Genomic DNA, 23,811 nt, shown 5'->3' on the forward strand with positions numbered 1-23,811 from the left:
GTCCACAGGAGATCGAGTGCTCAGCGCATTCATGCAGGCGTTCCGCACGCCAGACCTCAGGGCCAAGCTCCTCTTCACCCTGGGCATCATGGCCCTCTTCCGGCTGGGATCCATCGTTCCCACTCCTGGCGTCGATGTGGCCGCTGCCGAGTTCTGCGTGGGCCAGGCCGAGGACCAGGGGCTGTTCGGCCTGATCAACATCTTCTCCGGAGGCGCGCTGCTCCAGCTCAGCGTCTTCGCGCTGGGCATCATGCCCTACATCACGGCCTCCATCATCATCCAGCTCCTGCGCGTGGTCATCCCCAAGTTCGAGGAGCTGCACAAGGAGGGCCAGTCGGGCACGGCCAAGCTCACCGAGTACACCCGCTACCTGACCATCGGCCTGGCCCTGCTGCAGTCCTCCACCTTCGTGGCCACCGCCGCCTCCGGCCAGCTCTTCCCGGGCTGCCCCCAGCCGGTCATCGCCGAGGCCACCCCCGTCACCCTGGCGCTCATGGTGGTGACCATGACCGCCGGCACCGGCCTCATCATGTGGCTGGGCGAGCTCGTCACCGAGCGGGGCATCGGCAACGGCATGTCCCTGCTCATCTTCACCTCCATCGTGGCCCAGTTCCCCTCCAACATGCTCTCCATCGTGCGCGGCTCGGGCGGCGCGGGGAAGTTCCTGGCCGTCATCGCCATCGTCCTGGTGGCCACGGCCGCGGTGATCTTCGTCGAGCAGGCGCAGCGGCGCATCCCCGTCCAGTACGCCAAGCGCATGGTGGGCCGGCGCCAGTACGGCGGCTCGACCACCTACATCCCGGTCAAGATCAACACCGCGGGAGTCATCCCGGTCATCTTCGCCTCCTCCCTGCTGGCCATGCCCATGCTGGTGGCCCAGTTCGGCAACCAGTCCTCCGGCTGGGTGAACTGGATCATGACCAACCTGCAGCAGACCCACCCGGTGTACCTGACGGCCTATGGCGTGCTCATCCTCTTCTTCGCCTTCTTCTACACCGCCATCACCTTCAACCCTGAGGAGATCGCGGACAACATGAAGCGCTACGGCGGCTTCATCCCCGGCATCCGCGCCGGGGAGCCCACCGTCCGCTACCTGACCTACGTCATCAACCGGGTCACCACCGCGGGCTCGATCTACCTGGTGGTCCTGGCGCTGGCACCCACGGCGGCGGTCATCGCCATGGGCCTGACCCAGGCCCTGCCCTTCGGAGGCACGACGATCCTCATCATGGTGGGTGTGGGCCTCCAGACCGTCAAGGAGATCAACTCCCAGCTCCAGCAGCGCCACTACGAAGGGTTCCTCTCATGAGCGCACGCATGGTCCTCCTCGGTCCGCCCGGGGCCGGCAAGGGCACGCAGGCCGCCCGCATCGCCGAGCGCCTGTCCATCCCGGCCATCTCCACCGGGGACATCTTCCGCGCCAATGTGGCCGGTGCCACCGAGCTCGGCCTCAAGGCCAAGGAGTACATGGACAAGGGCGAGTACGTGCCCGACTCCGTGACCAATGCGATGGTCGCCGACCGCCTGTCCGCCCCCGACGCCGCCACCGGCTTCCTCCTGGACGGCTACCCCCGCACCGAGGCGCAGGTCGGCGAGCTCGAGGCCATGCTGGCCGCCTCCGGGCTGGCCCTGGACGTCGTCGTCGAGATCACCGCCGAGACCGAGGCCGTGGTCGAGCGCCTGCTCAAGCGCGCCGACGAGCAGGGCCGCGCCGACGACACCGAGCCGGTCATCCGCCACCGCCTGGAGGTCTACGCCGAGCAGACCGCGCCGCTGGCCGCCCTCTATGAGGGCAAGGGCTTGCTGGTGCGCGTCGACGGCATGGGCGGGATCGACGAGGTCACCGAGCGGATCGCCCAGGCCCTGGCCGCCCGCGGCATCGCCGCCTGACCCGGCAAGGACGACGGCGCCGTGCTGGGCCGCGAGAGCATCGAGATCAAGACCCCCGAGCAGGTCCGCCTCATGCGGCGGGCGGGGCTCGTCGTCGCCGACATCCATGCCGCCCTGCGCCGCGCCGTGCGGCCCGGCATCACCACCGGCGAGCTCGACGCCGTCAGCGCCGGGGTGATCGAGGCGGCCGGGGCGGGCTCGAACTTCCTGGGCTACCACGGCTACCCCGCCACCGCGTGCATCTCCGTCAATGACGAGGTGGTTCACGGCATCCCGGGCCCGCGCGTCCTGGAGGAGGGGGACCTGGTCACTTTCGACTGCGGGGCCTTCATCACCGAGGCCGGTGTCCAATGGCACGGGGACGCGGCCTTCACCACCGTGGTGGGCTCCTACCGCGACGACGCGGACGAGCTCCTCGATACCACCGGCCAGCGCGCCCTGTGGGAGGCCATCGCCGCCGTGGCCAGGGCCGCCGCCGGCCAGGGCCGTGGGCGCGAGCAGTGCCTCAATGTCATCGGCGACGCCATCGAGGAGACCGTCGCCCGCACCGCCGCCCAGGAGGGCCGGGAGTTCGGCATCCTCCAGGAGTACGTGGGGCACGGCATCGGCACCGCCATGCACATGCCCCCCGATGTCCTCAACTACTCGGTGCGCCGCCGCGGCCCGCGCCTGCGGCCGGGCATGGTCCTGGCCATCGAGCCCATGCTCACCGCGGGCGCGCCCCGTGTCCGTGAGCTCGACGACGGCTGGACCGTGGTGACCCAGGACGGCTCGCGCTCGGTGCAGTGGGAGCACACCGTGGCCGTCATGCCCGGCGGGGTGTGGGTGCTCACCGCCCCCGACGGCGGAGCGCAGGGCCTGGAGCCCTTCGGCCTGGCCCCGGTGACCCTGGACTGACCTCGGCAACCCCGGCCGGAGGCAGCCGGAGGCGCTGGCCGCCCCGTGATGTGGCCGGAAACACCGGATTCGGAGGCGGTAGCGCATGGTGGAGTCCCGGAGCTCTGCCGTAGAGTTGGCCGTCGGACAATCCCGTGACGATACTGCGCGCCCTGGAGCCCCCTGGAGTCCCATGCTGGAGCCCCATGGCCCCGGGCCGTCGTCCCGGTGGCGTCCGCCCGGGCGGCGTCGTCGGCCGGGTGAACTCGAGCGAGAAAGCACCGATGGAGGAACATGGCTAAGAAGGACGGCGTCATCGAGGTCGAGGGATCGGTCGTCGAGGCCCTTCCGAACGCGATGTTCCGGGTGGAGCTGAGCAACGGGCACGTCGTGCTCGCGCACATCTCCGGCAAGATGCGGCAGCACTACATCCGCATCCTCCCCGAGGACCGCGTGGTCGTGGAGCTGAGCCCCTACGACCTGTCCCGCGGCCGCATCGTCTACCGGTACAAGTGACATGCCGGCCCACCGGGCCGGCGGAGGAACACAGCATGAAGGTCAAGCCGAGCGTCAAGAAGATCTGTGACAACTGCAAGGTGATCCGTCGCCACGGCCGTGTCATGGTCATCTGCGAGAACCCGCGGCACAAGCAGCGCCAGGGCTGAGCCCGGCGCAGGCCGCCCAGCCAGCGGCCCCAACCAGCACCCATCCCAGCGGATGCGCCCCGGCGCACCGCAACCCCCGGTTCTCGGAGGCCGGGGCCGCCCGCAGGGCGGGGGAGGTGGGTGACGACCTCTGAGAGCACCTAGGAGAACCACACCGTGGCACGCATTTCCGGTGTCGACCTGCCTCGCGACAAGCGCGTGGCGATCGCACTGACCTACATCTTCGGGATCGGGCGCACCCGCGCGGACGAGACCCTCACGGCGACGGGCGTCAACCCCGACACCCGCGTCAAGGACCTCAGCGAGGAAGAGCTGGTGGCCCTGCGCACTCACATCGACGCCAACTACCAGGTCGAGGGCGATCTGCGCCGCGAGGTCCAGGCGGACATCCGCCGCAAGATCGAGATCGGCTGCTACCAGGGCCTGCGCCACCGCCGCCACCTGCCGGTGCACGGCCAGCGCACCAAGACCAACGCGCGCACCCGCAAGGGCCCCAAGCGCACCGTGGCCGGTAAGAAGAAGGCCAAGTAAGCAGCAGCCGGTGCCCAGGGCGCCGGCGACGACCTCATCACGAAGAAGGAAGAATGCCTCCCAAGACCCGCGCCGCCGCGCGCAAGACGCGCCGCAAGGACCGCAAGAACGTCACCCACGGCCACGCCTACATCAAGTCGACCTTCAACAACACCATCGTGTCCCTCACGGACCCGACCGGCGCTGTCATCGCCTGGTGCTCCTCGGGCCAGGTCGGCTTCAAGGGCTCGCGCAAGTCCACGCCCTACGCCGCCCAGCTCGCCGCCGAGGCCGCCGCCCGCCGCGCCCAGGAGCACGGCATGAAGAAGGTCGACGTCTTCGTCAAGGGCCCCGGTCCGGGCCGCGAGACCGCGATCCGCTCCCTGCAGGCCGCCGGCCTGGAGATCGGCCCGATCACGGACGTCACCCCCCAGGCCCACAACGGCTGCCGGCCCCCCAAGCGCCGGCGCGTCTGAGACAACCGGGGACGACGGCGCAGCCCGCCGGCGCGTCGTCGTCCCCACCCACGCCCCGCCCGGCGGGGCGGTGGCGCACCGGCACCGGACCGGTGCGCCGCGCTCCCGGTAACGGCGTCATATAGCGGGCGCCGCGACGAAAGGAAACCACGTGCTCATTGCACAGCGACCCACGCTCACCGAGGAGGTCGTCGAGGAGGGCCGCCGCGCGCGGTTCGTGCTCGAGCCCCTCGAGCCCGGATTCGGCTACACCCTCGGCAACTCCCTGCGGCGCACGCTGCTGTCCTCCATCCCGGGGGCGGCGGTGACCTCCGTGAGGATCGACGGCGTCCCCCACGAGTTCCGCACCATCGCGGGAGTCAAGGAGGATGTCGCCCAGATCATCCTCAACATCAAGGAGATCGTCCTGTCCTCGGAGAACGACGAGCCGGTCGTCATGTACCTGCGCAAGTCCGGCCCCGGGGCCGTCACCGCCGGTGACATCACCCCGCCGGCCGGCGTCGAGATCCACAACCCCGAGCTGGTCATCGCCACTCTCAACGAGAAGGGCAAGCTGGAGATCGAGCTGACGGTCGAGCGCGGCCGCGGCTACGTCTCGGCCAACCAGAACAAGGACCCCAACGCGGAGATCTCCCGGATCCCCGTGGACTCGATCTACTCGCCGGTGAAGAAGGTCTCCTACGCCGTCGAGGCCACCCGTGTCGAGCAGCGCACGGACTTCGACCGTCTCATCGTCGACGTTGAGACCAAGGCCTGCATCACCCCGCGCGACGCCCTGGCCTCGGCCGGCAAGACCCTGGTCGAGCTCTTCGGCCTGGCGCGCGAGCTCAATGTCGAGGCCGAGGGCATCGAGGTCGGCCCCTCGCCGGTCGATGAGGCCTTCCAGCAGGACCTGGCGCTCATGATCGATGAGCTCGACCTGCAGGCGCGCTCCTCCAATGCGCTCAAGCGCGAGGGCATCCACACGGTCGGCGAGCTGGTCGGCCGCAGTGAGGCGGACCTGCTCGACATCCGCAACTTCGGCGCCAAGTCGATCTCCGAGATCAAGGAGAAGCTGGCCGAGCTGGGCCTGTCCCTCAAGGGCTCGCCGGTCGACTACGTCCCGGACGACGACTACGCCAACCCCACGTTCAGCGACGAGCCCCAGGCCTGAGCCGGCCCGTCATTCATCTAGGAGACAACCATGCCTCGCCCCACCAAGGGTCCCCGCCTGGGCGGCAGCGCCCAGCACGAGCGCCACATGCTGGCCAACCTGGCCACGCAGCTCATCGTCCACGAGTCCATCACGACCACGGAGGCCCGCGCCCGCCGCCTGCGCCCCTACGTCGAGAAGCTCATCACCAAGGGCAAGCGCGGCGATCTGCACGCCCGTCGCACCGTGCTGAAGAAGGTGACGGACAAGTTCGCCGTCTACCGCCTCTTCGAGGTGCTGGCCCCGCAGTTCGAGGGCCGCGAGGGCGGCTACACCCGCATCATCAAGACCGCGCCGCGCAAGGGCGACAACGCCCCCATGGCCGTGATCTCCCTGGTGCTCGAGCCCGTCGCCTCCAAGGAGGTCGTGGCCGACGCCGTGGCCACCGCCAAGAAGGCCGCCGCCAAGGCTGCCGAGAAGGCCAAGGACGACGCCGCTGAGGCCGCGGAGGAGAAGGCCCCGGCAGCTGAGGAGACCGAGGCTGAGACCTCCGCCGAGGCCGACGCCGCTGACAGCGCCGACTCCGCCGAGAAGGTCGAGTACGCCGGCTCGGTGCGCGTGGAGGAGGGCTCCACCGAGGCCCCCGACGCCGACCACCAGGTCAAGGGCAACGAGGACTCCATGAAGTACCACGTGCCCGGCTCGCGCTGGTACGACGCCACGGTGGCCGAGGTCTGGTTCGCCAGCGCCGAGGACGCCGAGGCCGCGGGCTTCGCCCCCGCCGGCGGCGCCGCCGCGCAGAAGGTCGAGAAGTGAGGCCCTGAGCCGCAGCGATGATGCGGGGGCCCGGCCACCTCCTGGTGGCCGGGCCCCCGCATCGTTGTGCCTGCGATTCGTGCATGCGCCCTACTCCAGGGCGCGGATGATGTCCTCGACCGTGTCCTTGGCATCCCCGAAGAGCATGGAGGTGTTCTCCCTGAAGAAGAGGGGGTTGGCCACGCCCGCATAGCCGGCCGCCATGGAGCGCTTGAAGACGATGACCCGCTTGGCCTCCCACACGCGCAGCACCGGCATGCCGGCGATGGGGGAGCCGGGCTCCTCGGCCGCCGGGTTGACGGTGTCATTGGCCCCGATGATCAGGACGGCGTCGGCCGAGTCGAAGTCATCGTTGACCTCGTCCATCTCCAGGACGATGTCGTAGGGGACCTTGGCCTCGGCCAGCAGGACGTTCATGTGTCCCGGAAGGCGCCCGGCCACCGGGTGGATGGCGAAGACGACCTCCACGCCCTCGGCGCGCAGCATCTCGGTCAGCGTGGCCACCGGGTACTGGGCCTGCGCCACGGCCATGCCGTAGCCCGGGGTGATGACCACGCGCCGGGCCCCCTGCAGGAGGTGGGCGACGCTGGCGGCGTCGGTCTGGTCGATGGGCCCGTCCTGGCCCTGGGCGGGCGCGGAGGAGGAGTCCGTGCCAAAACCGCCCAGCAGCACCGAGGCGAAGGAGCGGTTCATGGCCTGGCACATGAGGTAGGACAGGTAGGCGCCCGAGGAGCCCACCAGGGCGCCGGTGATGATGAGCAGGTCGGAGTTGACGATGAACCCGGTCAGCGCTGAGGCCCAGCCCGAGTAGGAGTTCATGATCGAGACGACCACCGGCATGTCCCCGCCCCCGATGGCCACCACCAGGTGGATGCCGAGGAGCAGGGCGATCACCGTCATGGCCACCAGGGCGGCCCAGGCCGCCGGGGAGCCCTCGGGCAGCACGAGGAAGGCCACCATGAGCACCAGGGAGACGATCAGCGCCGCCAGATTGAGCAGGTGGCGCCCCGGGAGGGTCAGGGGGCGGCCGGGGATGCGGCCGGAGAGCTTGAGGGCGGCCATCACCGAGCCGGTGAAGGTCACCGCCCCCACGAACATGCCCAGGAAGACCTCGCCGAGGTGGAAGGCGCCCAGGCTGGCGGAGGCGGCATCGGGGGAGGCGTAGGAGACCGCTCCGACGATGACGGCCGCCAGTCCCACCAGGCCGTTGAGCACGGCGATGAGCTGGGGCATGCCGGTCATGGCCACCCGACCGGCCAGGACCATGCCGATCACGGCTCCCAGGCCCAGGCCCACGGCGATGAGGATCGCCGTGGTCACCACGCCCTGGCCCGGATCGGAGGTCAGGGCCAGGCCGATGGCGGCGGCCACGGCGACCGCCATGCCGACGGCGCCGGCCACATTGCCCGCCACCGCCGTCTCATGGCGGGACAGGCCGGCGGCGGCGAGGATGAACAGGATGGCTGCGGCGATGTAGGCCAGGGTGACGGCCGAGGGCAGGGCCTGGGCGGCGTCGGTGGCCTGCGCGGGCAGGAGCGCCGGGGCGCCGAGGGCGAGCTGGGTCATCGGAGGCACCGTCTCAGTCCTTCCTGAACATGGCGAGCATGCGGTGGGTCACCGCGAAGCCGCCGAAGACATTGATACTGGCCAGCACGATCGCCACCAGGGAGATCCCGCTGATGAGCGGGTCGGCGTTGCCCACCTGGGAGATGGCACCGACCAGGATGATGCCCGAGATCGCATTGGTCACCGACATCAGGGGCGTGTGCAGCGCGGGGGTCACATTGGAGATGACGTGGAAGCCCAGGATGATCGCCAGGGTCAGCACGATGTAGTGGGTGGCCGCCGCGGCGGGGGTCACCAGGACCAGGGCCGCCGCCAGGGCGGTGGCCGCCGCCAGGCCCGTCAGCTGGCGCCGCCGGGTGCGCGCCTGGGCGGCGGCCTCGGCCTGCGGGTCGGGCTCTGCGGGCTCGGGCGCCTGCTGCGGGGCGGGGGCGGCCGAGACGGTGATCGGCGGGGGCGGCCACATGAGCTCGCCCTGGCGGGTCACGGTGATGGCGCGCAGGATCGGGTCCTCCATGTCCAGCACCAGGTCGCCGTCCTTGCCGGGGGTGGCCAGGGTGAGCAGGTTGACGATGTTCTGGCCGTAGAGCTGGGAGGCCTGGGCGGGCAGGCGGCGGGCCAGGTCCGTGTGGCCCACGATGGTCACGCCCCCGGGGGTGGTGATGACCTTCCCGGGCTCGGTCAGCTCGGCATTGCCGCCATTGGCGGCCGCCAGGTCGACGATGACCGAGCCGGGCCGCATGGCCTCGATGGCCTGGCGGTCCAGCAGCAGGGGCGCGCGCCGCCCGGGGATGGAGGCGGTGGTGATGACGATGTCGCTGGCCGCGGCCTGCTCGGCGTACAGGGCGCGGGCGGCCGCCTCCTGATCGGTGCTCATCTCCTTGGCGTAGCCGTCGGAGGACTCCTCCTGGGCGCTGGGCAGGGCGACGAACTGGGCCCCCATGGAGCGCACCTGGTCGGCGACCTCGGGGCGCACATCGGTGCCGCGCACCACGGCGCCCAGGGAGGAGGCGGTTCCGATGGCCGAGAGCCCCGCGACCCCGGCTCCGATGACGTAGACCGCCGCGGGCGGGAACTTCCCGGCGGCGGTGACCTGCCCGGAGAAGAGCCGCCCGAAGTGCGAGGCGGCCTCCACCACGGCCCGGTAGCCGGCCAGGTTCGCCTGGGAGGACAGGACGTCCATGGCCTGGGCGCGGGAGATGCGGGGCACGGCGTCCATGGCCAGTCCGGTCAGGCCCCGGCTGGTCAGGGCCTCGAGGAGCTCGGGGCTGCGGGCCGGGTCGAGGCGGCCGACGACGATCGCCCCTGAGTGCATGAGGTCCAGCTGGTCGGTGGTGGGGGCGCCGGTGCCCAGCACCATGTCGCAGTCCCAGATCTGGGCGGCGGGGGCCAGCGTGGCGCCGGCCGCCTCGTAGTCGGCGTCGGGGTAGGAGGACTGGGACCCCGCCCCCGGCTCGATGAGGACCTCATGGCCCAGGCGGGCCAAGCGCTCCACTGTGTGCGGTGTGGCCGCGACCAGGGGCTGCCCGGGCGGCTCGCAGGGGACTCCGATGCGCACAAGCGCCTCCCTTCTCCTGGCCCCGTGGGAGGGGCTCGGTCGATTGTGGGGAAAGTGGGGAAACAGTACGGGTGGTTTGGACCTGCGACAACTTCACACGCATAAGAGAGATAAGAGCGGGGAAGAGGGCAAGGCGCGCCCAGGGCGCGGGGCCGTGCTGCCGGGAGCGGCCGGGAGCGGCCGGGAGCGGCCGGAGCCCGATGGGCTCAGGGGCGGACCATCGCCCAGCAGCGGGCGCCGCCGGTCATGCCGGCCTCATTGGGGACGATGACGACGTCCTCGCCGATCTTGCCCAACTGGGCGGCCGTGATCCGCCGGGAGTTGCCTCCGCCCAGGTAGAGGCGGTCCCACAGGTACATGGGGCGCAGGGCGTCGACGACGCGGCGCACCCTGCGGGACCAGTGCGCATCGCCCAGGCGCAGGCGCTCGTGCTCGCCGATGTAGTCGTCGTAGGTCAGGCCCCAGCGCACGGGGCCCTGGGAGACCTCCACATGGGGCGCCAGCAGCCCGTTGTCGAAGACGGCGTTGCCCAGGCCCGTGCCCAGGGTGACGATCATCTCCAGGCCGTGCCCGGTGACGACTCCGGCCCCGGCCACCTCGGCGTCATTGAGCACCAGGGTGGGGGCGCCCAGGGTCTGGCTGACGGCCCCGCCCATGTCGAAGCGCGCCCACGCCTCCACCAGCTCCGGCAGCACGCGCGAGCGCGGACCGTCCCGGGTGATGTAGTGGGGCGTGGCCACCACGACGCCGTGGCGGATCATCCCCGGCATGCCCACGGTCACCCGGTCGGCCGTGGGGAGCTGGTCGGCCAGGGAGGCGATGGTCTCCACGAGCTTGGCCGGCGGGAGCGGGTAGGGGGTGGGGGTGCGCACGGCGCGCGAGACGATGGTGCCCTCGGCGTCGAGCACCGAGGCCTTGATGCCGCCGCCGCCGCAGTCCACTGAGAGCGTTGTCGTTGAGGTCATGGGTCCATGACATCACGTCGAGGGCACCGCGGTCGGCCTCATGGCCCGCGACGTGATCTCATGGGGCCATGACACTGCACGAGGCAAGCGCCGAGAGCATCCGGGTGCGCGAGAGCATCCGGGTGCGCCTGGACCTGGCCTATGACGGCGGGGGCTTCAGCGGCTGGGCGGCCCAGCCGGGGCTGCGCACCGTCGAGGGCGTGCTGAGCGAGGCGCTGGCCACGGTGCTGCGCGTGCCGGTGCGACTGACCGTGGCCGGGCGCACCGACGCCGGCGTTCACGCGGCCGCCCAGGTGGCCCATCTCGATGTGCCCGAGGCGGCCTGGAGCGCCCTGCCCGGGCGCTCGGATCGTCCTGCCCAGGAGGCCCTGGCCGCGCGCCTGGCCGGGGTGCTGGGCCGCCAGGCCGGGCCCGGGTGCCCGCGGGGGTCCAGCGATCTCGTCGTCCTGCGGGTCAGTCGCGTCAGCGCGGATTTCGACGCCCGGTTCAGCGCCCTGGAGCGCCGCTACACCTACCGGATCGCCGATGCCCGCTCCCCGCGCGACCCGCGCCGCCGCGGTCATGTGCTCTGGCTGCCCGATGCGCTTGACGTGGAGGCCATGGCGGCCTCGGCGAGCCCCCTGCTGGGCGAGCACGACTTCCTGTCCTTCTGCAAGCCCCGCCAGGGCGCCACGACCATCCGCACCCTGACCGCCCTGCACTGGCAGCGGGTGGCGCAGGGGCCCGCGGCCGACGCCGGCCTGGTGACCCTGACGGTCAGGGCCGACGCCTTCTGCCACTCCATGGTCCGCTCCCTGGTGGGGGCGGGGCTGGCCGTGGGGCAGGGGCGCCGTCCGGTGGCCTGGCCCGGCGAGCTGCTGGCGGCCCGGACGCGCCAGGGCGCAGCCCCCGTCGCCCCTGCGCATGGGCTGAGCCTGGAGGGCGTTGACTACCCTGCCGACGAGGAGCTCGCCGCCCAGGCCCGACGCGCCCGCGTCACCCGCTGCCTGGGCTGCTGAGCGGCTCCGCTCAGCGGCTCTCGGCGGGCGGGGCCCGTGGGGCGCACGTGGTGGGACTCACGACGACGGCCGCGCCGCAGCCTTTGACCCTGATCGCGTGCGGCCGGTAAGGTTTCACCGTCGTGCAGCACGAATGCGCTTATCCGCGGTGCCGTCCCACTCGCCCCGGATCGCCTGTGCTCCGACCACTCACCTGACCATGGTGGTCTCGCCGATCCGCGACGCTTCACGCGCTTCGGCGTGCCCACTCGCCAAGAGAAACGAAGGCAACGCCCGTGCGCACGTATACACCGAAGCCCGGCGACGTCGAGAAGAACTGGTACGTCATTGACGCCACCGACGTCGTCCTCGGCCGACTCGCGGCCCAGGCCGCCCAGCTGCTCCGTGGGAAGCACAAGCCCCAGTTCGCCCCCAACGAGGACTGCGGCGACTACGTCATCATCATCAACGCCGACAAGGTGGCCCTGACCAATGGCAAGGCCGACCGCAAGTTCGCCTACCGGCACTCCGGCCACCCCGGTGGCCTGACCGCCGTGCCCTACAGCGAACTGCTGGCCACCCGCCCCGAGCGCGCCGTGGAGAAGGCCGTCAAGGGCATGGTCCCGCACACCAAGCTCGGCCGCGCCCAGCTCAAGAAGCTGCGGGTCTACAGCGGCGACGAGCACCCGCACGCCTCCCAGAACCCCCAGGCCTTCGAGATCACCCAGGTCGCCCAGTGAGCGCGCTGCGCTCGGCACCCCGCAAGCAAAGGACACATCGTGGCTGAGACCACTGTCGACATCGACGCGCTGGATGAGGAGAACGCTCCCTCCAGCTACACCACTGAGACCGAGGGCGCCGCGGAGGGCCGCGGCCAGTCCATCACCGCCCCTGGCGCCGGCCTTGGCCGCCGCAAGGAGGCCGTCGCCCGCGTCCGCCTGGTGCCGGGCACCGGCCGGTGGACCCTCAACGGGCGCAGCCTGGAGGACTACTTCCCCAACAAGCTGCACCAGCAGCTCGTGCGCTCGCCCTTCACCATCCTGGGCCTGGAGGGCCGCTTCGACGTCGTCGCCCGCATCCACGGCGGTGGCATCTCCGGGCAGGCCGGCGCCATGCGCCTGGGCATCGCCCGCGCCCTCAACGAGATCGACCGCGAGGCCAACCGCCCGACCCTCAAGAGGGCCGGCTTCCTGACCCGCGACTCGCGCATCGTGGAGCGCAAGAAGGCCGGTCTGCACAAGGCCCGCCGCGCCCCGCAGTACTCCAAGCGCTGATCGCTGCGGTGCTCCGGCACCGCGGCCCGCCCGACGCCCCGCCCCGTCCGTGCCGACGGAGGCGGGGCGCCGTCGTTGCCGGCGCCCCGCGCAGGGACCGGGCGGGGCGGGCCTGAGGGCGGCCGGGCGTCACCGGACATGTACGCGTGAACGACATATCGCGCCGACGTGTACGTTTTCGACGCGAAAACGTACACGTCGTGGTGGCCTCGGGTAGCCTGCCTCATATGTGGGCCGATCCCGAGGTGCCGTACCAGGACCTCCCCCCGCTGCCTCCCAGCAGCGAGGTGGAGACGCCGCGCGTGCTCAAGGCGGCCATCGCAGCCAGCCGGAGCCTGGCGGCCCTGGACGCCGCATGCCGCAGGCTCCCCGACCCGTCGATGCTCATCAACACGGTCCCGCTGCTCGAGGCGCAGGCCTCCAGCGAGATCGAGAACATCGTGACCACCAATGACGAGGTCTTCCGGGCGGCTCACGGGGCGCTCTCCCAACCGGAAACGCCTGCCGTCAAAGAGGCGCTGCGCTATCGCGAGGCGCTGCGACAGGGCTATGACTCCTTGAGTGAGCGGCCCTTGAGCGTGACCACAGCCACCATTGTGTGCACCAGTCTGCGAGGCGTGGAGGCGCGTGTGCGCGACTACACCGGCACCTACATCGGCGATCCCGCCTCCTCACGCCGGATCTACACCCCGCCGCAGGGGGCCGAGGTCATCCGGCAGCACCTGAGCGCATGGGAGGCCTTCCTTCACGGCAGTCATGGGATCGACCCGCTGGTGGCCATGGCGCTTCAGCACTACCAGTTCGAGGCGATCCACCCCTTCCCGGACGGCAACGGCAGAACGGGGCGCGTCCTCAACCTCCTCTACCTGGTGGACAAGGGACTGCTGGCCACCCCGGTGCTCTACCTCTCCGGCTACATCCTGCGGCACAAGTCCCGGTACTACCACTGCCTGCAGGGCGTGACCGAGGCGGGGGCCTGGGAGGAGTGGATCGTCTACATGATGGAGGCGGTGGACGCCACGGCCACATGGGCCCTGAGGCTCATCGAGGCCATCTCCGAGCTCCAGGCCGGCACGGAGGAGCAGGTGCGCCGCCTGGTGCCGCGCGCCCCGGCCGCCGAGCTCACCCGACTGCTGTTCACCCAGCCCTACATCCGCATCGAGGACGTGGTGAGGGCGGGGTATGCCAAGCGACAGGCGGCCTCCCACTGGCTGGGGGCCCTGGTCGAAGGCGAGGTCCTGATCAGGGAGCGCATCGGGCGGTCCTCGATCTTCGTCAACGACGGGCTGCTCTCGCTGCTGTTCACCTCCCCGCCGGTGGCCTGAGCGCCGTCGTTGCCGGCGCCCCCGCGCAGGTGCCGGGCGGGGCGGGCCTGAGGGCGGCCGGGCGTCACCGGACATGTACGCGTGAACGACATATCGCGCCGACGTGTACGTTTTCGACGCGAAAACGTACACGTCATAGTGACGACAGTCACGTCCGCCGGCCCTGTGGTCCTTCCCGATGCGTGACGTCTCGCACGCCCGGCCCACGACGCCCGCCCCACCGCGGCTGCCCCGGCGTGGCAGGATTGGGGAGCGATGTCCACCGACTCAGGAGGTTCCCCTCAATGGCACGTCTTTTCGGCACGGATGGTGTCCGTGGCCTGGCCAACGACCTGCTCACCCCGGCGCTCGCGGTCCAGCTCGGCGAGGCCGCGGCACGCGTCCTGGTCAAGGACTCCCCATCCGGTGCGGGCTCGGCCCGCCCCCGCGCCATCGTGGGGCGCGACACCCGCGCCAGCGGTGAGTTCCTCGACCACGCCATCAGTGCCGGCCTGGCCTCATCGGGGGTGGACGTCACCCGCGTGGGGGTCCTGCCCACGCCCGCCATCGCCCACCTGACCGCCACTCAGAACATCGAGCTGGGCGTCATGATCTCCGCCTCCCACAACCCCTTCCCCGACAACGGCATCAAGTTCATCGCCCGCGGCGGGTACAAGCTGGCCGACGCCGTTGAGGACGAGATCGAGTCCCTCCTGGGCACGATCGAGGACCGGCCCACCGGCGCCGCGGTGGGGCGGGTCATCAAGGGCGAGACCATCGCCGACCAGAACTACATCAACCACCTCGTCGACTCCGCGGCCACCGACCTGTCGGGCCTGCGCATCGTCGTCGACGCCTCCAACGGCGCCGCCTCCACCGTCGGCCCCGCCGCCCTGCGCGCCGCCGGGGCGGAGGTCATCGTCATCAACGCCTCCCCGGACGGCCTGAACATCAACGACAACTGCGGCTCGACCCACCCCGAGCAGCTCCAGAGCTACGTCGTGGCGGTGGGGGCGGACATGGGCGTGGCCTACGACGGCGACGCCGACCGCTGCCTGGCCGTGGACGCCCAGGGCCAGCTCGTCGACGGCGACCAGATCATGGGCATGCTCGCCATCGGCATGAAGGCCGACGGCACCCTGGGATCGGACACCCTCGTGGTCACGGTGATGAGCAACCTCGGCCTCATCCTGGCCATGCGCGAGCACGGCATCCGCACCGTCCAGACCGGCGTGGGGGACCGCTACGTCCTGGAGCGCATGCTCCAGGGCGGCTACACCCTGGGAGGGGAGCAGTCCGGGCACGTCATCGACACGGTCCACGCCACCACGGGCGACGGCGTGCTCACCTCCCTGCACGTGGCCGCCCGCGTCAAGCGCACTGGCAAGAGCCTGGCCGAGCTGGCCTCCGTGGTCACCCGCCTGCCCCAGACCCTCATCAACGTCAAGGGCGTGGACAAGGCGGCCGCCGGCACCGACAAGACGGTCCAGGACGCCGTCGCCGCCGCGGAGAAGGAGCTGGGGGAGACCGGCCGCGTGCTGCTGCGCCCCAGCGGCACCGAGCCGGTCGTGCGCGTCATGGTCGAGGCCGCCACCCAGGCCGAGGCCGACAAGGTCGCCGGCACCCTGGCCACCGTCGTCAAGGACAACCTGAGCCTGTAGGGCCTGGGACCCATCCCCATGACCAACCGCCTGAGGGTGGGCCCGCGGAACTCGCGGGCCCACCCTCAGGCCTTGCGCAGCAGGACCTGACTCATGCGGCGCTCGGCCACCCCCGTGGCCCTCCAATGGCTCTGCTGGGCGCGGCGGCCTAAGCCAAGGCGCGGAGAGTGAGGGTGACTTCCTCGCGGAGGAGAGTGGTCTGCTGCTCAGGAGGATAGGAATCCGGATCGAGGGATGAGAGGCCCGCCAGTCCCTCGGTGAGCGCGATCAGTCGCATCGCGGCGTGACGAGTCGCAGTTGTCGATGCCTGCCCTGCGCACGCCTCGACCAGACTTTCGATCCTGGCCCGCCAGCGCCGTGTGCTCGCGATATGGGTCTGGCGCATGTCGCCGTCTGGGAGCGCCGCCGCAGCGAATCCAGTCCAGACCCGTGCCTCCTGGCCTCGCTCGGCGTCGAGGGTGAGTGAGCCCGACAGCACTTCGATGAGGCGCTCCTGCGGGTCACCGATGGCCCGCTCCGCCGCATCAGCGCGGGCGGCGGTGCGCTCATAGAGCAGTTCGCGAGCATGGATGAGCATCGCGCTGCGGGTGCGGAAGTGATGCATGATGCGCCCCGTCGTGCAGCCGGCACGCTCAGCGACCCGCCGCACGGTCGTTGCCTCGATCCCGTCCTCGGCGACGGTCCTCCACACCGCCTGCGAGATGTCCGCGGTGGGCTCGTCCGCAGTAGGCCGCTGCACCATGGAACCTCCATAACAAGTGTTACGCTCGATGGTAGGAGGCGGGAGGCAGGCCGTCAATGCCGACCCAACCGAGCGGGGAGGACGCGCTAATGACCATGACCGCATCTGGTCGCACCCTGGAATGTCGTGAGCAGGGGGCCGCAATGCGCGAGGGGTCGTCGCGAGCGTTCTTCATCCGGTGGGTATGCGCCTACGGGGCGTTCGGGATCCCGCAGGCAGCCGCACCGATAGCGTTCGCTCTGCTCGCGCTGCCGTTGACCGGCTCGGCTGAGCACGGCGCGGTCATCGTGCTGTCGATGACGATTGCGCAGATCATCGGCGCGGTGCCCGTCACCCGATGGGGCCGGGGCAGGGGAGCCGTGGCCTATCTGCGACTGCTCGTCGGCATTCGCACGCTCGCGCTCATCCTCACCGCCGTGCTCGCCGCACTGCGAGTTCCCCTCACCGGTCTCGCGGCTGCCGCCATGGTCGCCGGGTTCGTCAACGGCGCCGCCTTCGGATACCTGCGCGCACTGCTCAACAGTCTCGTCGAACCGCGCCAACTCCCGCGAGCACTCGGGGTCGCGGCGACACTCAACGAGGTCACCTTCGCGGCATTCCCCGTCGTGGCCTCCGCCCTCGGCGCTCTCTCCCCGGTGCTCGCCATCGCCGTGCTCGCCGTGCTGGGCTCGGCGCCGCTGTTCCTGGTGCCGTCGATCCACAACGGACAGGCGCCTGAGGCCACCGGGTCGACGCGCGCTCTCCTGAAGCCCGAGTTCCTCGTGTGGCTGTTCTGCGCCGTCGCAGGCGCGGCATCGGTGTCCGTCGTGGAGATCGCCGCAGTGTCGCTGGCCGTGAGGTTCGGCCTCGACCCCGCTGCAGGGTTCATCTTCGCGCTGGCGCTGTGTCTGGCGTCGATCACGGGCGGAGTGTGGGTGAGCATCCACAACCGGCGGGCCCGCAACCGGCAGGTCCTCCTCTTCCTCGCCGCGACCACGCTCGGCATGGTGCTCGTGATGGGCGGCTGGTCGCTCGCCACGACGCTTGCGGGAGCGGCGCTCGTCGGGTTCTGCCTGCCGTGGCTCGGCACGCATTTCTCGCTTGTGCTCGACCTTCTCGCCCCACCGGGCAAGCGCGCCGAGGCCTTCGCGCTGCTGCGCACCGCGACCTCCCTGGGCACCATCATCGCCAGCGGCACGCTCGCCATCGCCGGCATGGCCTCCGCCTTCGCCACCTGCGCGGTGCTCGTCGGCGCCGCGACGGTCCTCGTCCTTGTTCACTCCCTCAGCGCGCAACGGACCAGACCAGTGCCGCGCACTCTCGTTGAAAGGAACCCCGTATGACCCTGCCCTCCACCGACACCATCATCACCTACCCTTCCGCGGAGACCCGCAGCCAGGGCGTGGTCATTCACGTCGAGCCGTTGCCTGATGGTCGCAGCGCGGTGCTGCTCGACCGCACCGCCGCGCACCCGGTCGATACCGCCTGGCCCGATCAGCCCGCCGATCGCGCCGCCCTCCACACCGAGCACGGCAGGCTCGAGATCATCGACCTGGTGACCGGCGGCATCCACGAGGATCGTCTTCACCTCGGCGCCGATCTGCCGGTGCGCACCGGTACCGAGGGGTGGGTGTTCGTCGTTGCCCACATCATTGACGGCGCAGCACCCGGGGAGGGCTCTACCGTGCGGGTCGAGGTCGACGCCGAGTACCGTGCCGCTCTCAGCGCCGGGCACACAGCCTGCCACCTCGCGGCACTCGCGCTCGATGCGGCCCTGGCGAATCAGTGGACGAAGCCCGCGCCCGTCGATGCGCTCGGCAATCCGGCGTTCGACTCGCTGGCGATCCGGTCCTCCCGCATCGGCCCCTACCAGTCCGACGATGTCTACCGGCTGGGGAAGTCACTGCGCCGCAAGGGGTTTCCCGCAACCGGCTTCAACGACCTCGAGCGCATTACCGAGGAGGTGAATGGGCGGCTCGCCACCTGGATCGCGGGCGGCGGCGCGGTGCGCATCGCGGCGCCATCACCGGGCCTATCGGGCCGGCGCTCCTGGAAGTGCCGACTGCCTGAAGGCGACGTCTCAATCCCGTGCGGAGGCACTCACGTCAGCGACCTCGCCGAACTCGGCGCGGTGACGATCACGCTCGATCCCGTCGCAGTGCAGGGCGCCACGGAGATCACCATGCGCACCACCGCCGGAAGGTCCCATCGGTGAATCCCAGGCGCCATGCCGCCATGCGCGGCTTCGCCTCCGAGCACTTGCTCAGGCCTCACCGCCGAGGTGCTTGAGGCGCTGCTCGGCGGTGAGGCGGTCATCACGGGCCCTGTCAGCTCCGGTCGGGGTGAAGAAGCTCGGCGGGCAGGGACTCGATGAGGCGCAGCCAGATCTCGGAGGCCGTGGGATAGGCCGGCACCGCGTGGCGCAGCCGCTCCACGGGGACCTCGCCCACGATGGCGATGGTGGCGGCGTGGATGAGCTCCCCGGCCTCCGGCCCCACGAAGGTGGCGCCCACGATGGCGCGCGCGGCGCGGTCGACCACCAGCTGGGCCCGCCCACGGGCGTCGTCGCGCAGCAGCGCCGCCCCGGCGGCGGAGGTGTAGGCCACCTGCGCGGTGGCCACCTCCAGGCCCGCCTCCCGGGCCTGGGCCTCGGTCAGCCCGCAGGAGGCCACCTGCGGGTCGGTGAAGACCACGCGCGGCACCGGCACGTCCCCGGCCACCGGCTCCGGCTCCCGCCCCGTGGCGCGCGCGGCGATCCGCTCACCCACGACGCGCGCCTGGTACTTGCCCATATGAGTCAGCGGCGCGCCCCCACTGGCATCGCCCACGGCGTCGAGCCACTGCGGCATCCGGCCGGAGACGACGTCCTCGGCCGAGAGCCCCACCGACTCCAGGCCGAGGCCCTCCAGCAGGGGGCGGCGGCCCGTGGCCACGATGACCTCATCGGCCTCGATGCTCTCGCGGACGCCTCCCCGTGCGACCTCAAGGCTCACCGGCCCGCCGTGGAGGCGTCCCAGCGCGGGCCGGTCCTGCCTGCGCGGACGGGAGGCGGCGCTCACCCGGGCACCTGTGAGCACCCGCACCCCGAGCCCGGCCAGCGACTCGGCCACGATCTGGGAGGCGAAGGGCTCAGCCGTCGACAGCAGCCGGGGGCCGCGCACCAGCATGGTCACCTCGCTGCCCAGCGCCGACATCCAGGTCGCCGCCTCGCAGGCCACCACCCCGCCGCCCACGATCACGAGGCGCACGGGCACCTCCTGGACAGCGGTGGCATCCCGGGAGTCCCAGGCAGCCACCTCGCTCAGGGGATCGGGCACCACCGGCCGCGACCCGGTGGCCAGCACCACCGCCTGACGGGCCAGGAGCACGCGCTCACCCGCGGGCCCGGAGACGGCCACCCTGCGCTCTCCCGCCAGGCGCCCCCACCCGCGCACCACGGTGATGCCGGCGCCCTGGGCCCAGCGCACCTGACCGGCGTCGTCGTAGTGGGAGGCCCACCGGTCGCGCCGCTCCAGCAGCGCGGGGGCATCGAGCTCGGCGGGCCGGAGCCCCGGCAGGCTCCTGGAGGCGGCGGCCACCTCCAGGGGGCGCAGCAGAGCCTTGGAGGGCATGCACGCGAAGTAGGAGCACTCCCCGCCCATGAGCTCGCCCTCCACGATCGCCGCGGTCATGCCCGTGCCCGCGATGGCGTACTGGGCGGCGTTCTCCCCGGCGGGCCCACCGCCGATGACGACGACGTCGTAGCTGTCGTGACTGTCGGGACTGCCGTGACCCTGCGCGGCCTCCGGGCTCCCCTGAGCCTCCTGGGGCCCGGAGAGAACGGCCCTCCTGGAGGCCTCGGCCGCCTGCGTGGTCAGGGCCGGCCCGGCGCCGCCGCTCCCGGCGCCTCCTGCATTTCTCGCAATAGCCATGACTCGATGGTGGCATATCGGAGTCGACTCCCCTCCGCATTGTTCCCCCGGCGATTCCCGGGCATGCTCGGGCTGAGGCGAGCGCCTCCCGCTGGGGACCGTGGAAGGGGCCGATCAGGCCTTGCGCAGCAGGACCTGGCTCATGCGGTGCTCGGCGTCCTTGCGCAGGACCAGGGTGGCCCGTCCCCGGGTGGGGGCGATGTTCTCCCGCAGATTCGCCAGGTTGACCGACTCCCAGATCTCGGAGGCCGCCGCCACCGCGATGTCGTCGGGGATGGCGGCGTAGCGCCGGAAGTAGGACTGCGGGTCGGTGAAGGCGGTGCGCTTGAGGGTCAGGAAGCGGTCCAGGTACCAGCGCCGGATATCGGCGGGGTCGGCGTCGACGTAGATGGAGAAGTCGATGAAGTCGCTGACCGCCAGGGTCGAGGCCCCGGGGCGCGGGCCGCGCGGCGCCGGCTGGAGCACATTGAGGCCCTCTAAGACCAGGACATCGGGGCGCTGGACGGTGATGGAGCGCCCCGGGACGACGTCGTAGACGGTGTGGGAGTACACCGGGGCGCTGACGCTGGGGGCACCGGACTTCACCGCGGCGACGAAGTCCAGCAGGGCGCGGCGGTCATAGGACTCCGGGAAGCCCTTGCGGGCCAGCAGGCCGCGCTCCTCCAGGACCCGGTTGGGATGGAGGAAGCCGTCAGTGGTCACCAGGTCCACGCGCGGGGTGGCGGGGAAGCGGGCCAGCAGGTGGGCGATGAGCCGGGCCGTGGTGGACTTGCCCACCGCCACGGAGCCCGCCACGGCCACGATGAAGGGGGTCGGGGGCTCATCGACCCCCAGGAACCCGGCGGTGCGCTGGGCCCTGGCCCGGGTGGCGCCGATGTAGTCCTCCAGCAGCGCCGTCAGTGGGCGGTAGACGGCGTCGACCTCGGCCAGGTCGATGGGGTCGCCCAGCCCGCGCAGCTTCTCGACATCCTCCTGGCTCAGGGGCAGGGGCGCCGAGGAGGCCAGAGCCGACCACTGATCTCGGTTCAGCTCGATGTAGGGCGAGGTGATCACCGGGACAGTCTGGCAAATCAGGGCCGACCTGGTCGCCTGCCCGCGGCCCGGCCGCACGGGATCACACCGCGTGCGCGGCCCGGCCATTGGCATCTGAACCTGCCTCGTGATTCGATCGTGTCATGTGCGGAATCGTTGGCCACGTCGGCCCTGTCACTGGAACCGGATCTGATCGCCCCCTGACCGTCCTGCTCGACGGCCTCAGCCGCCTGGAGTACCGCGGCTACGACTCGGCCGGTGTGGCCCTGGCCGGGCCGTCGGGCCTTGACGTGGTCAAGGCCGCCGGCAAGCTGGAGGGGCTGCGCACCGCCCTGGAGGAGGCCGCCCCCGCCCCGGCCACCGCCGGCATCGGCCACACCCGCTGGGCCACCCACGGGGGCCCGACGACGGCCAACGCCCACCCCCACCGCGCCGGCCACCTGGCCGTGGTCCACAACGGCATCATCGAGAACTTCCGCTCCCTGCGCGAGGAGGTCGAGGCCGCCGGCCGCGTGCTGGTCTCCGAGACCGACACCGAGGTGGTCGCCCAGGTCCTGGACCTGGACTTCTCCGAGCGCCTGGCCCTGGCCGGCCAGGGGGCCGACGCCGCCTCGGTCCTCGTCGCCTCGATGCGCGCGGTCACCGCCCGCCTGGAGGGCACCTTCGCCCTGCTGGCCATCACCGACCAGGCCCCCGGGGTCATCGTGGCCGCGCGCCGCTCCAGCCCCCTGGTCATCGGCCTGGGCGAGGGCGAGAACTTCCTGGGCTCGGATGTGGCCGCCTTCGTGGCCTTCACCAAGCGCGCCGCCGAGGTGGGCGACGACCAGGTCCTGGCCCTGAGCGCCGATGAGGTGCGCGTGTGGGACAAGGAGGGGGCCGCCGTCGAGCCCGCCACCTGGGAGGTCTCCTGGGACGCCTCGGCCGCCGTCAAGGGCGGGTACGACACCTTCATGGACAAGGAGATCCACGAGCAGCCCACCGCCGTGGCGGACACGCTCCTGGGGCGCGTCGATGAGCGCGGCGAGCTGCGGCTCGACGAGATGCGCATCGACCCCTCCGTGCTGCGCAGCGTCGACAAGATCATCGTCATCGCCTGCGGGACGGCGGCCTACGCCGGGCATGTGGCCAAGTACGCCATCGAGCACTGGTGCCGCGTGCCGGTGGAGGTCGAGCTGGCCCACGAGTTCCGCTACCGCGACCCCGTGGTCTCCGAGAAGACCCTGACCGTGGCCGTCTCCCAGTCCGGGGAGACCATGGACACCATCCAGGCGGTGCGCCACGCCCGCGAGCAGGGCTCCAAGGTCCTGGCCATCGTCAACACCTACGGCTCGACCATCGCCCGCGAGGCCGACGCCGTGCTCTACACCCATGCCGGCCCGGAGGTGGCGGTGGCCTCCACCAAGGCCTTCCTGGCCCAGATCACCGCCTGCTACCTGCTGGGCCTCTACCTGGCCCAGCTGCGCGGCACCAAGTGGATCGACGAGGTTGCCGACTACCTGGACACCCTGGCCCAGATGCCCGCGAGCATCCAGCGCATCCTGGACGAGCAGGCCCCGGCGGTCAAGGCCCTGGGCGAGGAGCTGTCCTCCCACGGCTCCTTCCTGTTCCTGGGGCGCCACGTCGGCTTCCCGGTGGCGCTGGAGGGGGCGCTCAAGCTCAAGGAGCTGGCCTACGTGCACGCCGAGGGCTTCGCCGCCGGAGAGCTCAAGCACGGCCCGATCGCCCTGGTGGAGGATGGCCTGCCGGTCTTCGTCATCGTGCCCACCCCGCGCCGGCCCATGCTGCACGGCAAGGTCATCTCCAACATCCAGGAGATCCGCGCCCGCGGTGCGCGCACCATCGTCATCGCCGAGGAGGGTGACTCCGCCGTGGAGCCCTTCGCCGACCACATCATCCGGGTGCCCGCCACCCCCACCCTCATGATGCCGCTGCTGACCGTGGTGCCCCTGCAGATCTTCGCCGCCGCCCTGGCCACCGCCAAGGGCCTGGACGTCGATCAGCCCCGCAACCTGGCCAAGTCCGTCACGGTGGAGTGAGGCCTGGCTCAGGCCGCGGCGACGACGAAGGCCAGGGCCATCCCGCCGTCGTGCCCCAGGGACAGGTACCAGTGGCCGATGCCCAGATCCCGTGCGGTGGAGGCCACGACGCCGTCGAGCTCCAGGCGGGGGGCTGTCCCGGGGGCGGAGGTCACCTCCACCTCCTGGTAGGACCACCCCTGGGGGGCCTCGATGCCCTGCTCGGCGCAGGCGCTGCCCAGGGCCTTGAGGACGGCCTCCTTGGCGGCCAGGCGCGCGGCCAGTGACTCGGGCCGTCCCACGCAGGCGGCCAGCTCATCGGGGGTGAAGAGCCGCTCGGAGAGCCGATTCACCCGCTCCAGGTAGCCGCGGAAGCGCTCGACATCGACCAGATCGGTCCCGGCTGCACGGATCACCCTGCCATTGTGCCGGAAGGAGCGCGCTGGGGAGTGGAATCCAGCACCA

Annotated in this window: 24 protein-coding genes; 17 read left to right on the forward strand and 7 right to left on the reverse strand. The window is 71.3% G+C overall.

What is annotated here, in order from left to right; all coding sequences use genetic code 11:
- Nucleotides 1-16: 16 nt before the first annotated feature.
- The 9 genes from secY to rplQ all read left to right on the forward strand — a co-directional run bounded on the left by secY (nt 17) and on the right by rplQ (nt 6,365).
- The gene (gene secY / locus EL266_RS05280) at nt 17-1,309 is read left to right on the forward strand and encodes a preprotein translocase subunit SecY (RefSeq protein ID WP_026428033.1); all 1,293 of its coding nucleotides are present in this window, start codon (nt 17-19) and stop codon (nt 1,307-1,309) included.
- Nucleotides 1,306-1,890, forward strand: a complete 585-nt coding sequence (locus EL266_RS05285) for an adenylate kinase (protein ID WP_026428034.1) — start codon at nt 1,306-1,308, stop codon at nt 1,888-1,890. Before secY ends, EL266_RS05285 begins: the two co-directional genes overlap by 4 nt.
- A gap of 21 nt (nt 1,891-1,911) precedes the next feature.
- Entirely contained in the window at nt 1,912-2,787 is an 876-nt protein-coding gene (gene map / locus EL266_RS05290) for a type I methionyl aminopeptidase (RefSeq protein ID WP_026428035.1), read from the forward strand.
- Nucleotides 2,788-3,060: 273 nt separating this feature from the next.
- Nucleotides 3,061-3,282, forward strand: a complete 222-nt coding sequence (gene infA / locus EL266_RS05295) for a translation initiation factor IF-1 (protein WP_003781847.1) — start codon at nt 3,061-3,063, stop codon at nt 3,280-3,282.
- A gap of 35 nt (nt 3,283-3,317) precedes the next feature.
- A complete protein-coding gene (gene rpmJ, locus EL266_RS05300; protein ID WP_005987264.1) occupies nt 3,318-3,431 on the forward strand; it encodes a 50S ribosomal protein L36 in 114 nt (37 codons plus the stop codon).
- A 156-nt stretch (nt 3,432-3,587) separates the two neighbouring features.
- Nucleotides 3,588-3,962 carry a 30S ribosomal protein S13 gene (gene rpsM, locus EL266_RS05305; RefSeq protein WP_026428036.1) on the forward strand — a complete coding sequence of 125 codons (375 nt, stop codon included), beginning with the start codon at nt 3,588-3,590 and terminating at the stop codon, nt 3,960-3,962.
- 53 nt (nt 3,963-4,015) lie between these two features.
- Complete coding sequence (gene rpsK, locus EL266_RS05310) at nt 4,016-4,417, forward strand: 30S ribosomal protein S11 (RefSeq protein ID WP_026428037.1); 402 nt, start codon at nt 4,016-4,018, stop codon at nt 4,415-4,417.
- A gap of 151 nt (nt 4,418-4,568) precedes the next feature.
- Complete coding sequence (locus EL266_RS05315; protein ID WP_026428038.1) at nt 4,569-5,570, forward strand: DNA-directed RNA polymerase subunit alpha; 1,002 nt, start codon at nt 4,569-4,571, stop codon at nt 5,568-5,570.
- A gap of 30 nt (nt 5,571-5,600) precedes the next feature.
- Nucleotides 5,601-6,365 carry a 50S ribosomal protein L17, sunset domain variant gene (gene rplQ, locus EL266_RS05320; RefSeq protein WP_026428039.1) on the forward strand — a complete coding sequence of 255 codons (765 nt, stop codon included), beginning with the start codon at nt 5,601-5,603 and terminating at the stop codon, nt 6,363-6,365.
- Nucleotides 6,366-6,455: 90 nt separating this feature from the next.
- Here rplQ and EL266_RS05325 read toward each other — a convergent pair whose 3' ends face one another.
- From EL266_RS05325 to EL266_RS05335, 3 genes are all read right to left on the reverse strand, one after another.
- Complete coding sequence (locus EL266_RS05325) at nt 6,456-7,931, reverse strand: NAD(P)(+) transhydrogenase (Re/Si-specific) subunit beta (protein ID WP_034515713.1); 1,476 nt, start codon at nt 7,929-7,931, stop codon at nt 6,456-6,458.
- 13 nt (nt 7,932-7,944) lie between these two features.
- Nucleotides 7,945-9,486, reverse strand: coding sequence for a Re/Si-specific NAD(P)(+) transhydrogenase subunit alpha (locus EL266_RS05330; protein ID WP_026428041.1), 1,542 nt, complete (start codon nt 9,484-9,486; stop codon nt 7,945-7,947).
- Nucleotides 9,487-9,692: 206 nt separating this feature from the next.
- On the reverse strand, nt 9,693-10,451 hold the full coding sequence (locus tag EL266_RS05335) for an ROK family protein (protein ID WP_026428042.1): 759 nt from the start codon (nt 10,449-10,451) through the stop codon (nt 9,693-9,695).
- A 68-nt stretch (nt 10,452-10,519) separates the two neighbouring features.
- On the opposite strand from EL266_RS05335, the gene truA reads away from it, so the two are divergent.
- From truA to glmM, 5 genes are all read left to right on the forward strand, one after another.
- Entirely contained in the window at nt 10,520-11,449 is a 930-nt protein-coding gene (truA, locus tag EL266_RS05340; RefSeq protein WP_026428043.1) for a tRNA pseudouridine(38-40) synthase TruA, read from the forward strand.
- A 275-nt stretch (nt 11,450-11,724) separates the two neighbouring features.
- Entirely contained in the window at nt 11,725-12,168 is a 444-nt protein-coding gene (gene rplM, locus EL266_RS05345; protein ID WP_026428044.1) for a 50S ribosomal protein L13, read from the forward strand.
- A gap of 39 nt (nt 12,169-12,207) precedes the next feature.
- A complete protein-coding gene (gene rpsI, locus EL266_RS05350) occupies nt 12,208-12,702 on the forward strand; it encodes a 30S ribosomal protein S9 (protein ID WP_026428045.1) in 495 nt (164 codons plus the stop codon).
- Nucleotides 12,703-12,929: 227 nt separating this feature from the next.
- A complete protein-coding gene (locus EL266_RS05355) occupies nt 12,930-14,027 on the forward strand; it encodes a Fic family protein (RefSeq protein ID WP_026428046.1) in 1,098 nt (365 codons plus the stop codon).
- A 284-nt stretch (nt 14,028-14,311) separates the two neighbouring features.
- The gene (glmM, locus tag EL266_RS05360; RefSeq protein ID WP_026428047.1) at nt 14,312-15,667 is read left to right on the forward strand and encodes a phosphoglucosamine mutase; all 1,356 of its coding nucleotides are present in this window, start codon (nt 14,312-14,314) and stop codon (nt 15,665-15,667) included.
- A 148-nt stretch (nt 15,668-15,815) separates the two neighbouring features.
- Here glmM and EL266_RS05365 read toward each other — a convergent pair whose 3' ends face one another.
- Nucleotides 15,816-16,409: a TetR/AcrR family transcriptional regulator gene (locus tag EL266_RS05365; protein WP_026428048.1), complete on the reverse strand. Its 594-nt coding sequence runs from the start codon at nt 16,407-16,409 to the stop codon at nt 15,816-15,818.
- A gap of 89 nt (nt 16,410-16,498) precedes the next feature.
- On the opposite strand from EL266_RS05365, the gene EL266_RS05370 reads away from it, so the two are divergent.
- Both EL266_RS05370 and EL266_RS05375 read left to right on the forward strand, forming a co-directional pair.
- A complete protein-coding gene (locus EL266_RS05370; protein WP_169719984.1) occupies nt 16,499-17,731 on the forward strand; it encodes an MFS transporter in 1,233 nt (410 codons plus the stop codon).
- The gene (locus EL266_RS05375; RefSeq protein WP_026428049.1) at nt 17,728-18,603 is read left to right on the forward strand and encodes an alanyl-tRNA editing protein; all 876 of its coding nucleotides are present in this window, start codon (nt 17,728-17,730) and stop codon (nt 18,601-18,603) included. Before EL266_RS05370 ends, EL266_RS05375 begins: the two co-directional genes overlap by 4 nt.
- A gap of 112 nt (nt 18,604-18,715) precedes the next feature.
- On the opposite strand, the gene EL266_RS05380 is transcribed toward EL266_RS05375, so the two are convergent.
- Together EL266_RS05380 and coaA are read right to left on the reverse strand one after the other, a co-directional pair.
- Nucleotides 18,716-20,299, reverse strand: a complete 1,584-nt coding sequence (locus EL266_RS05380; RefSeq protein WP_084501164.1) for a dihydrolipoyl dehydrogenase family protein — start codon at nt 20,297-20,299, stop codon at nt 18,716-18,718.
- A gap of 114 nt (nt 20,300-20,413) precedes the next feature.
- Entirely contained in the window at nt 20,414-21,373 is a 960-nt protein-coding gene (gene coaA / locus EL266_RS05385) for a type I pantothenate kinase (RefSeq protein ID WP_026428050.1), read from the reverse strand.
- A gap of 101 nt (nt 21,374-21,474) precedes the next feature.
- Here coaA and glmS point away from each other — a divergent pair, with 101 nt between their 5' ends.
- A complete protein-coding gene (gene glmS, locus EL266_RS05390) occupies nt 21,475-23,367 on the forward strand; it encodes a glutamine--fructose-6-phosphate transaminase (isomerizing) (protein WP_026428051.1) in 1,893 nt (630 codons plus the stop codon).
- Between the two features lie 8 nt (nt 23,368-23,375).
- Here the strand turns inward: glmS and EL266_RS05395 are convergent, their stop codons facing one another.
- The gene (locus EL266_RS05395; RefSeq protein WP_026428052.1) at nt 23,376-23,762 is read right to left on the reverse strand and encodes a holo-ACP synthase; all 387 of its coding nucleotides are present in this window, start codon (nt 23,760-23,762) and stop codon (nt 23,376-23,378) included.
- Between the last annotated feature and the right edge of the window lie 49 nt (nt 23,763-23,811).

The sequence above is a fragment of the Actinomyces slackii genome (assembly GCF_900637295.1).
Taxonomy (GTDB): Bacteria; Actinomycetota; Actinomycetes; order Actinomycetales; family Actinomycetaceae; genus Actinomyces; species Actinomyces slackii.

Bases quoted from the DNA above. Each gene is read 5' to 3' on its own strand.
- EL266_RS05285 (WP_026428034.1), top strand. From the start codon at position 1,306: ATGAGCGCACGCATGGTCCTCCTCGGTCCGCCCGGGGCCGGCAAGGGC.
- infA (WP_003781847.1), top strand. From the start codon at position 3,061: ATGGCTAAGAAGGACGGCGTCATCGAGGTCGAGGGATCGGTCGTCGAG.
- rpmJ (WP_005987264.1), top strand. From the start codon at position 3,318: ATGAAGGTCAAGCCGAGCGTCAAGAAGATCTGTGACAACTGCAAGGTG.
- rpsK (WP_026428037.1), top strand. From the start codon at position 4,016: ATGCCTCCCAAGACCCGCGCCGCCGCGCGCAAGACGCGCCGCAAGGAC.
- rplQ (WP_026428039.1), top strand. From the start codon at position 5,601: ATGCCTCGCCCCACCAAGGGTCCCCGCCTGGGCGGCAGCGCCCAGCAC.
- EL266_RS05325 (WP_034515713.1), bottom strand. From the start codon at position 7,931: ATGACCCAGCTCGCCCTCGGCGCCCCGGCGCTCCTGCCCGCGCAGGCC.
- EL266_RS05335 (WP_026428042.1), bottom strand. From the start codon at position 10,451: ATGACCTCAACGACAACGCTCTCAGTGGACTGCGGCGGCGGCGGCATC.
- truA (WP_026428043.1), top strand. From the start codon at position 10,520: ATGACACTGCACGAGGCAAGCGCCGAGAGCATCCGGGTGCGCGAGAGC.
- EL266_RS05355 (WP_026428046.1), top strand. From the start codon at position 12,930: ATGTGGGCCGATCCCGAGGTGCCGTACCAGGACCTCCCCCCGCTGCCT.
- glmM (WP_026428047.1), top strand. From the start codon at position 14,312: ATGGCACGTCTTTTCGGCACGGATGGTGTCCGTGGCCTGGCCAACGAC.
- EL266_RS05365 (WP_026428048.1), bottom strand. From the start codon at position 16,409: ATGGTGCAGCGGCCTACTGCGGACGAGCCCACCGCGGACATCTCGCAG.
- EL266_RS05370 (WP_169719984.1), top strand. From the start codon at position 16,499: ATGACCATGACCGCATCTGGTCGCACCCTGGAATGTCGTGAGCAGGGG.
- EL266_RS05375 (WP_026428049.1), top strand. From the start codon at position 17,728: ATGACCCTGCCCTCCACCGACACCATCATCACCTACCCTTCCGCGGAG.
- EL266_RS05380 (WP_084501164.1), bottom strand. From the start codon at position 20,299: ATGGCTATTGCGAGAAATGCAGGAGGCGCCGGGAGCGGCGGCGCCGGG.
- glmS (WP_026428051.1), top strand. From the start codon at position 21,475: ATGTGCGGAATCGTTGGCCACGTCGGCCCTGTCACTGGAACCGGATCT.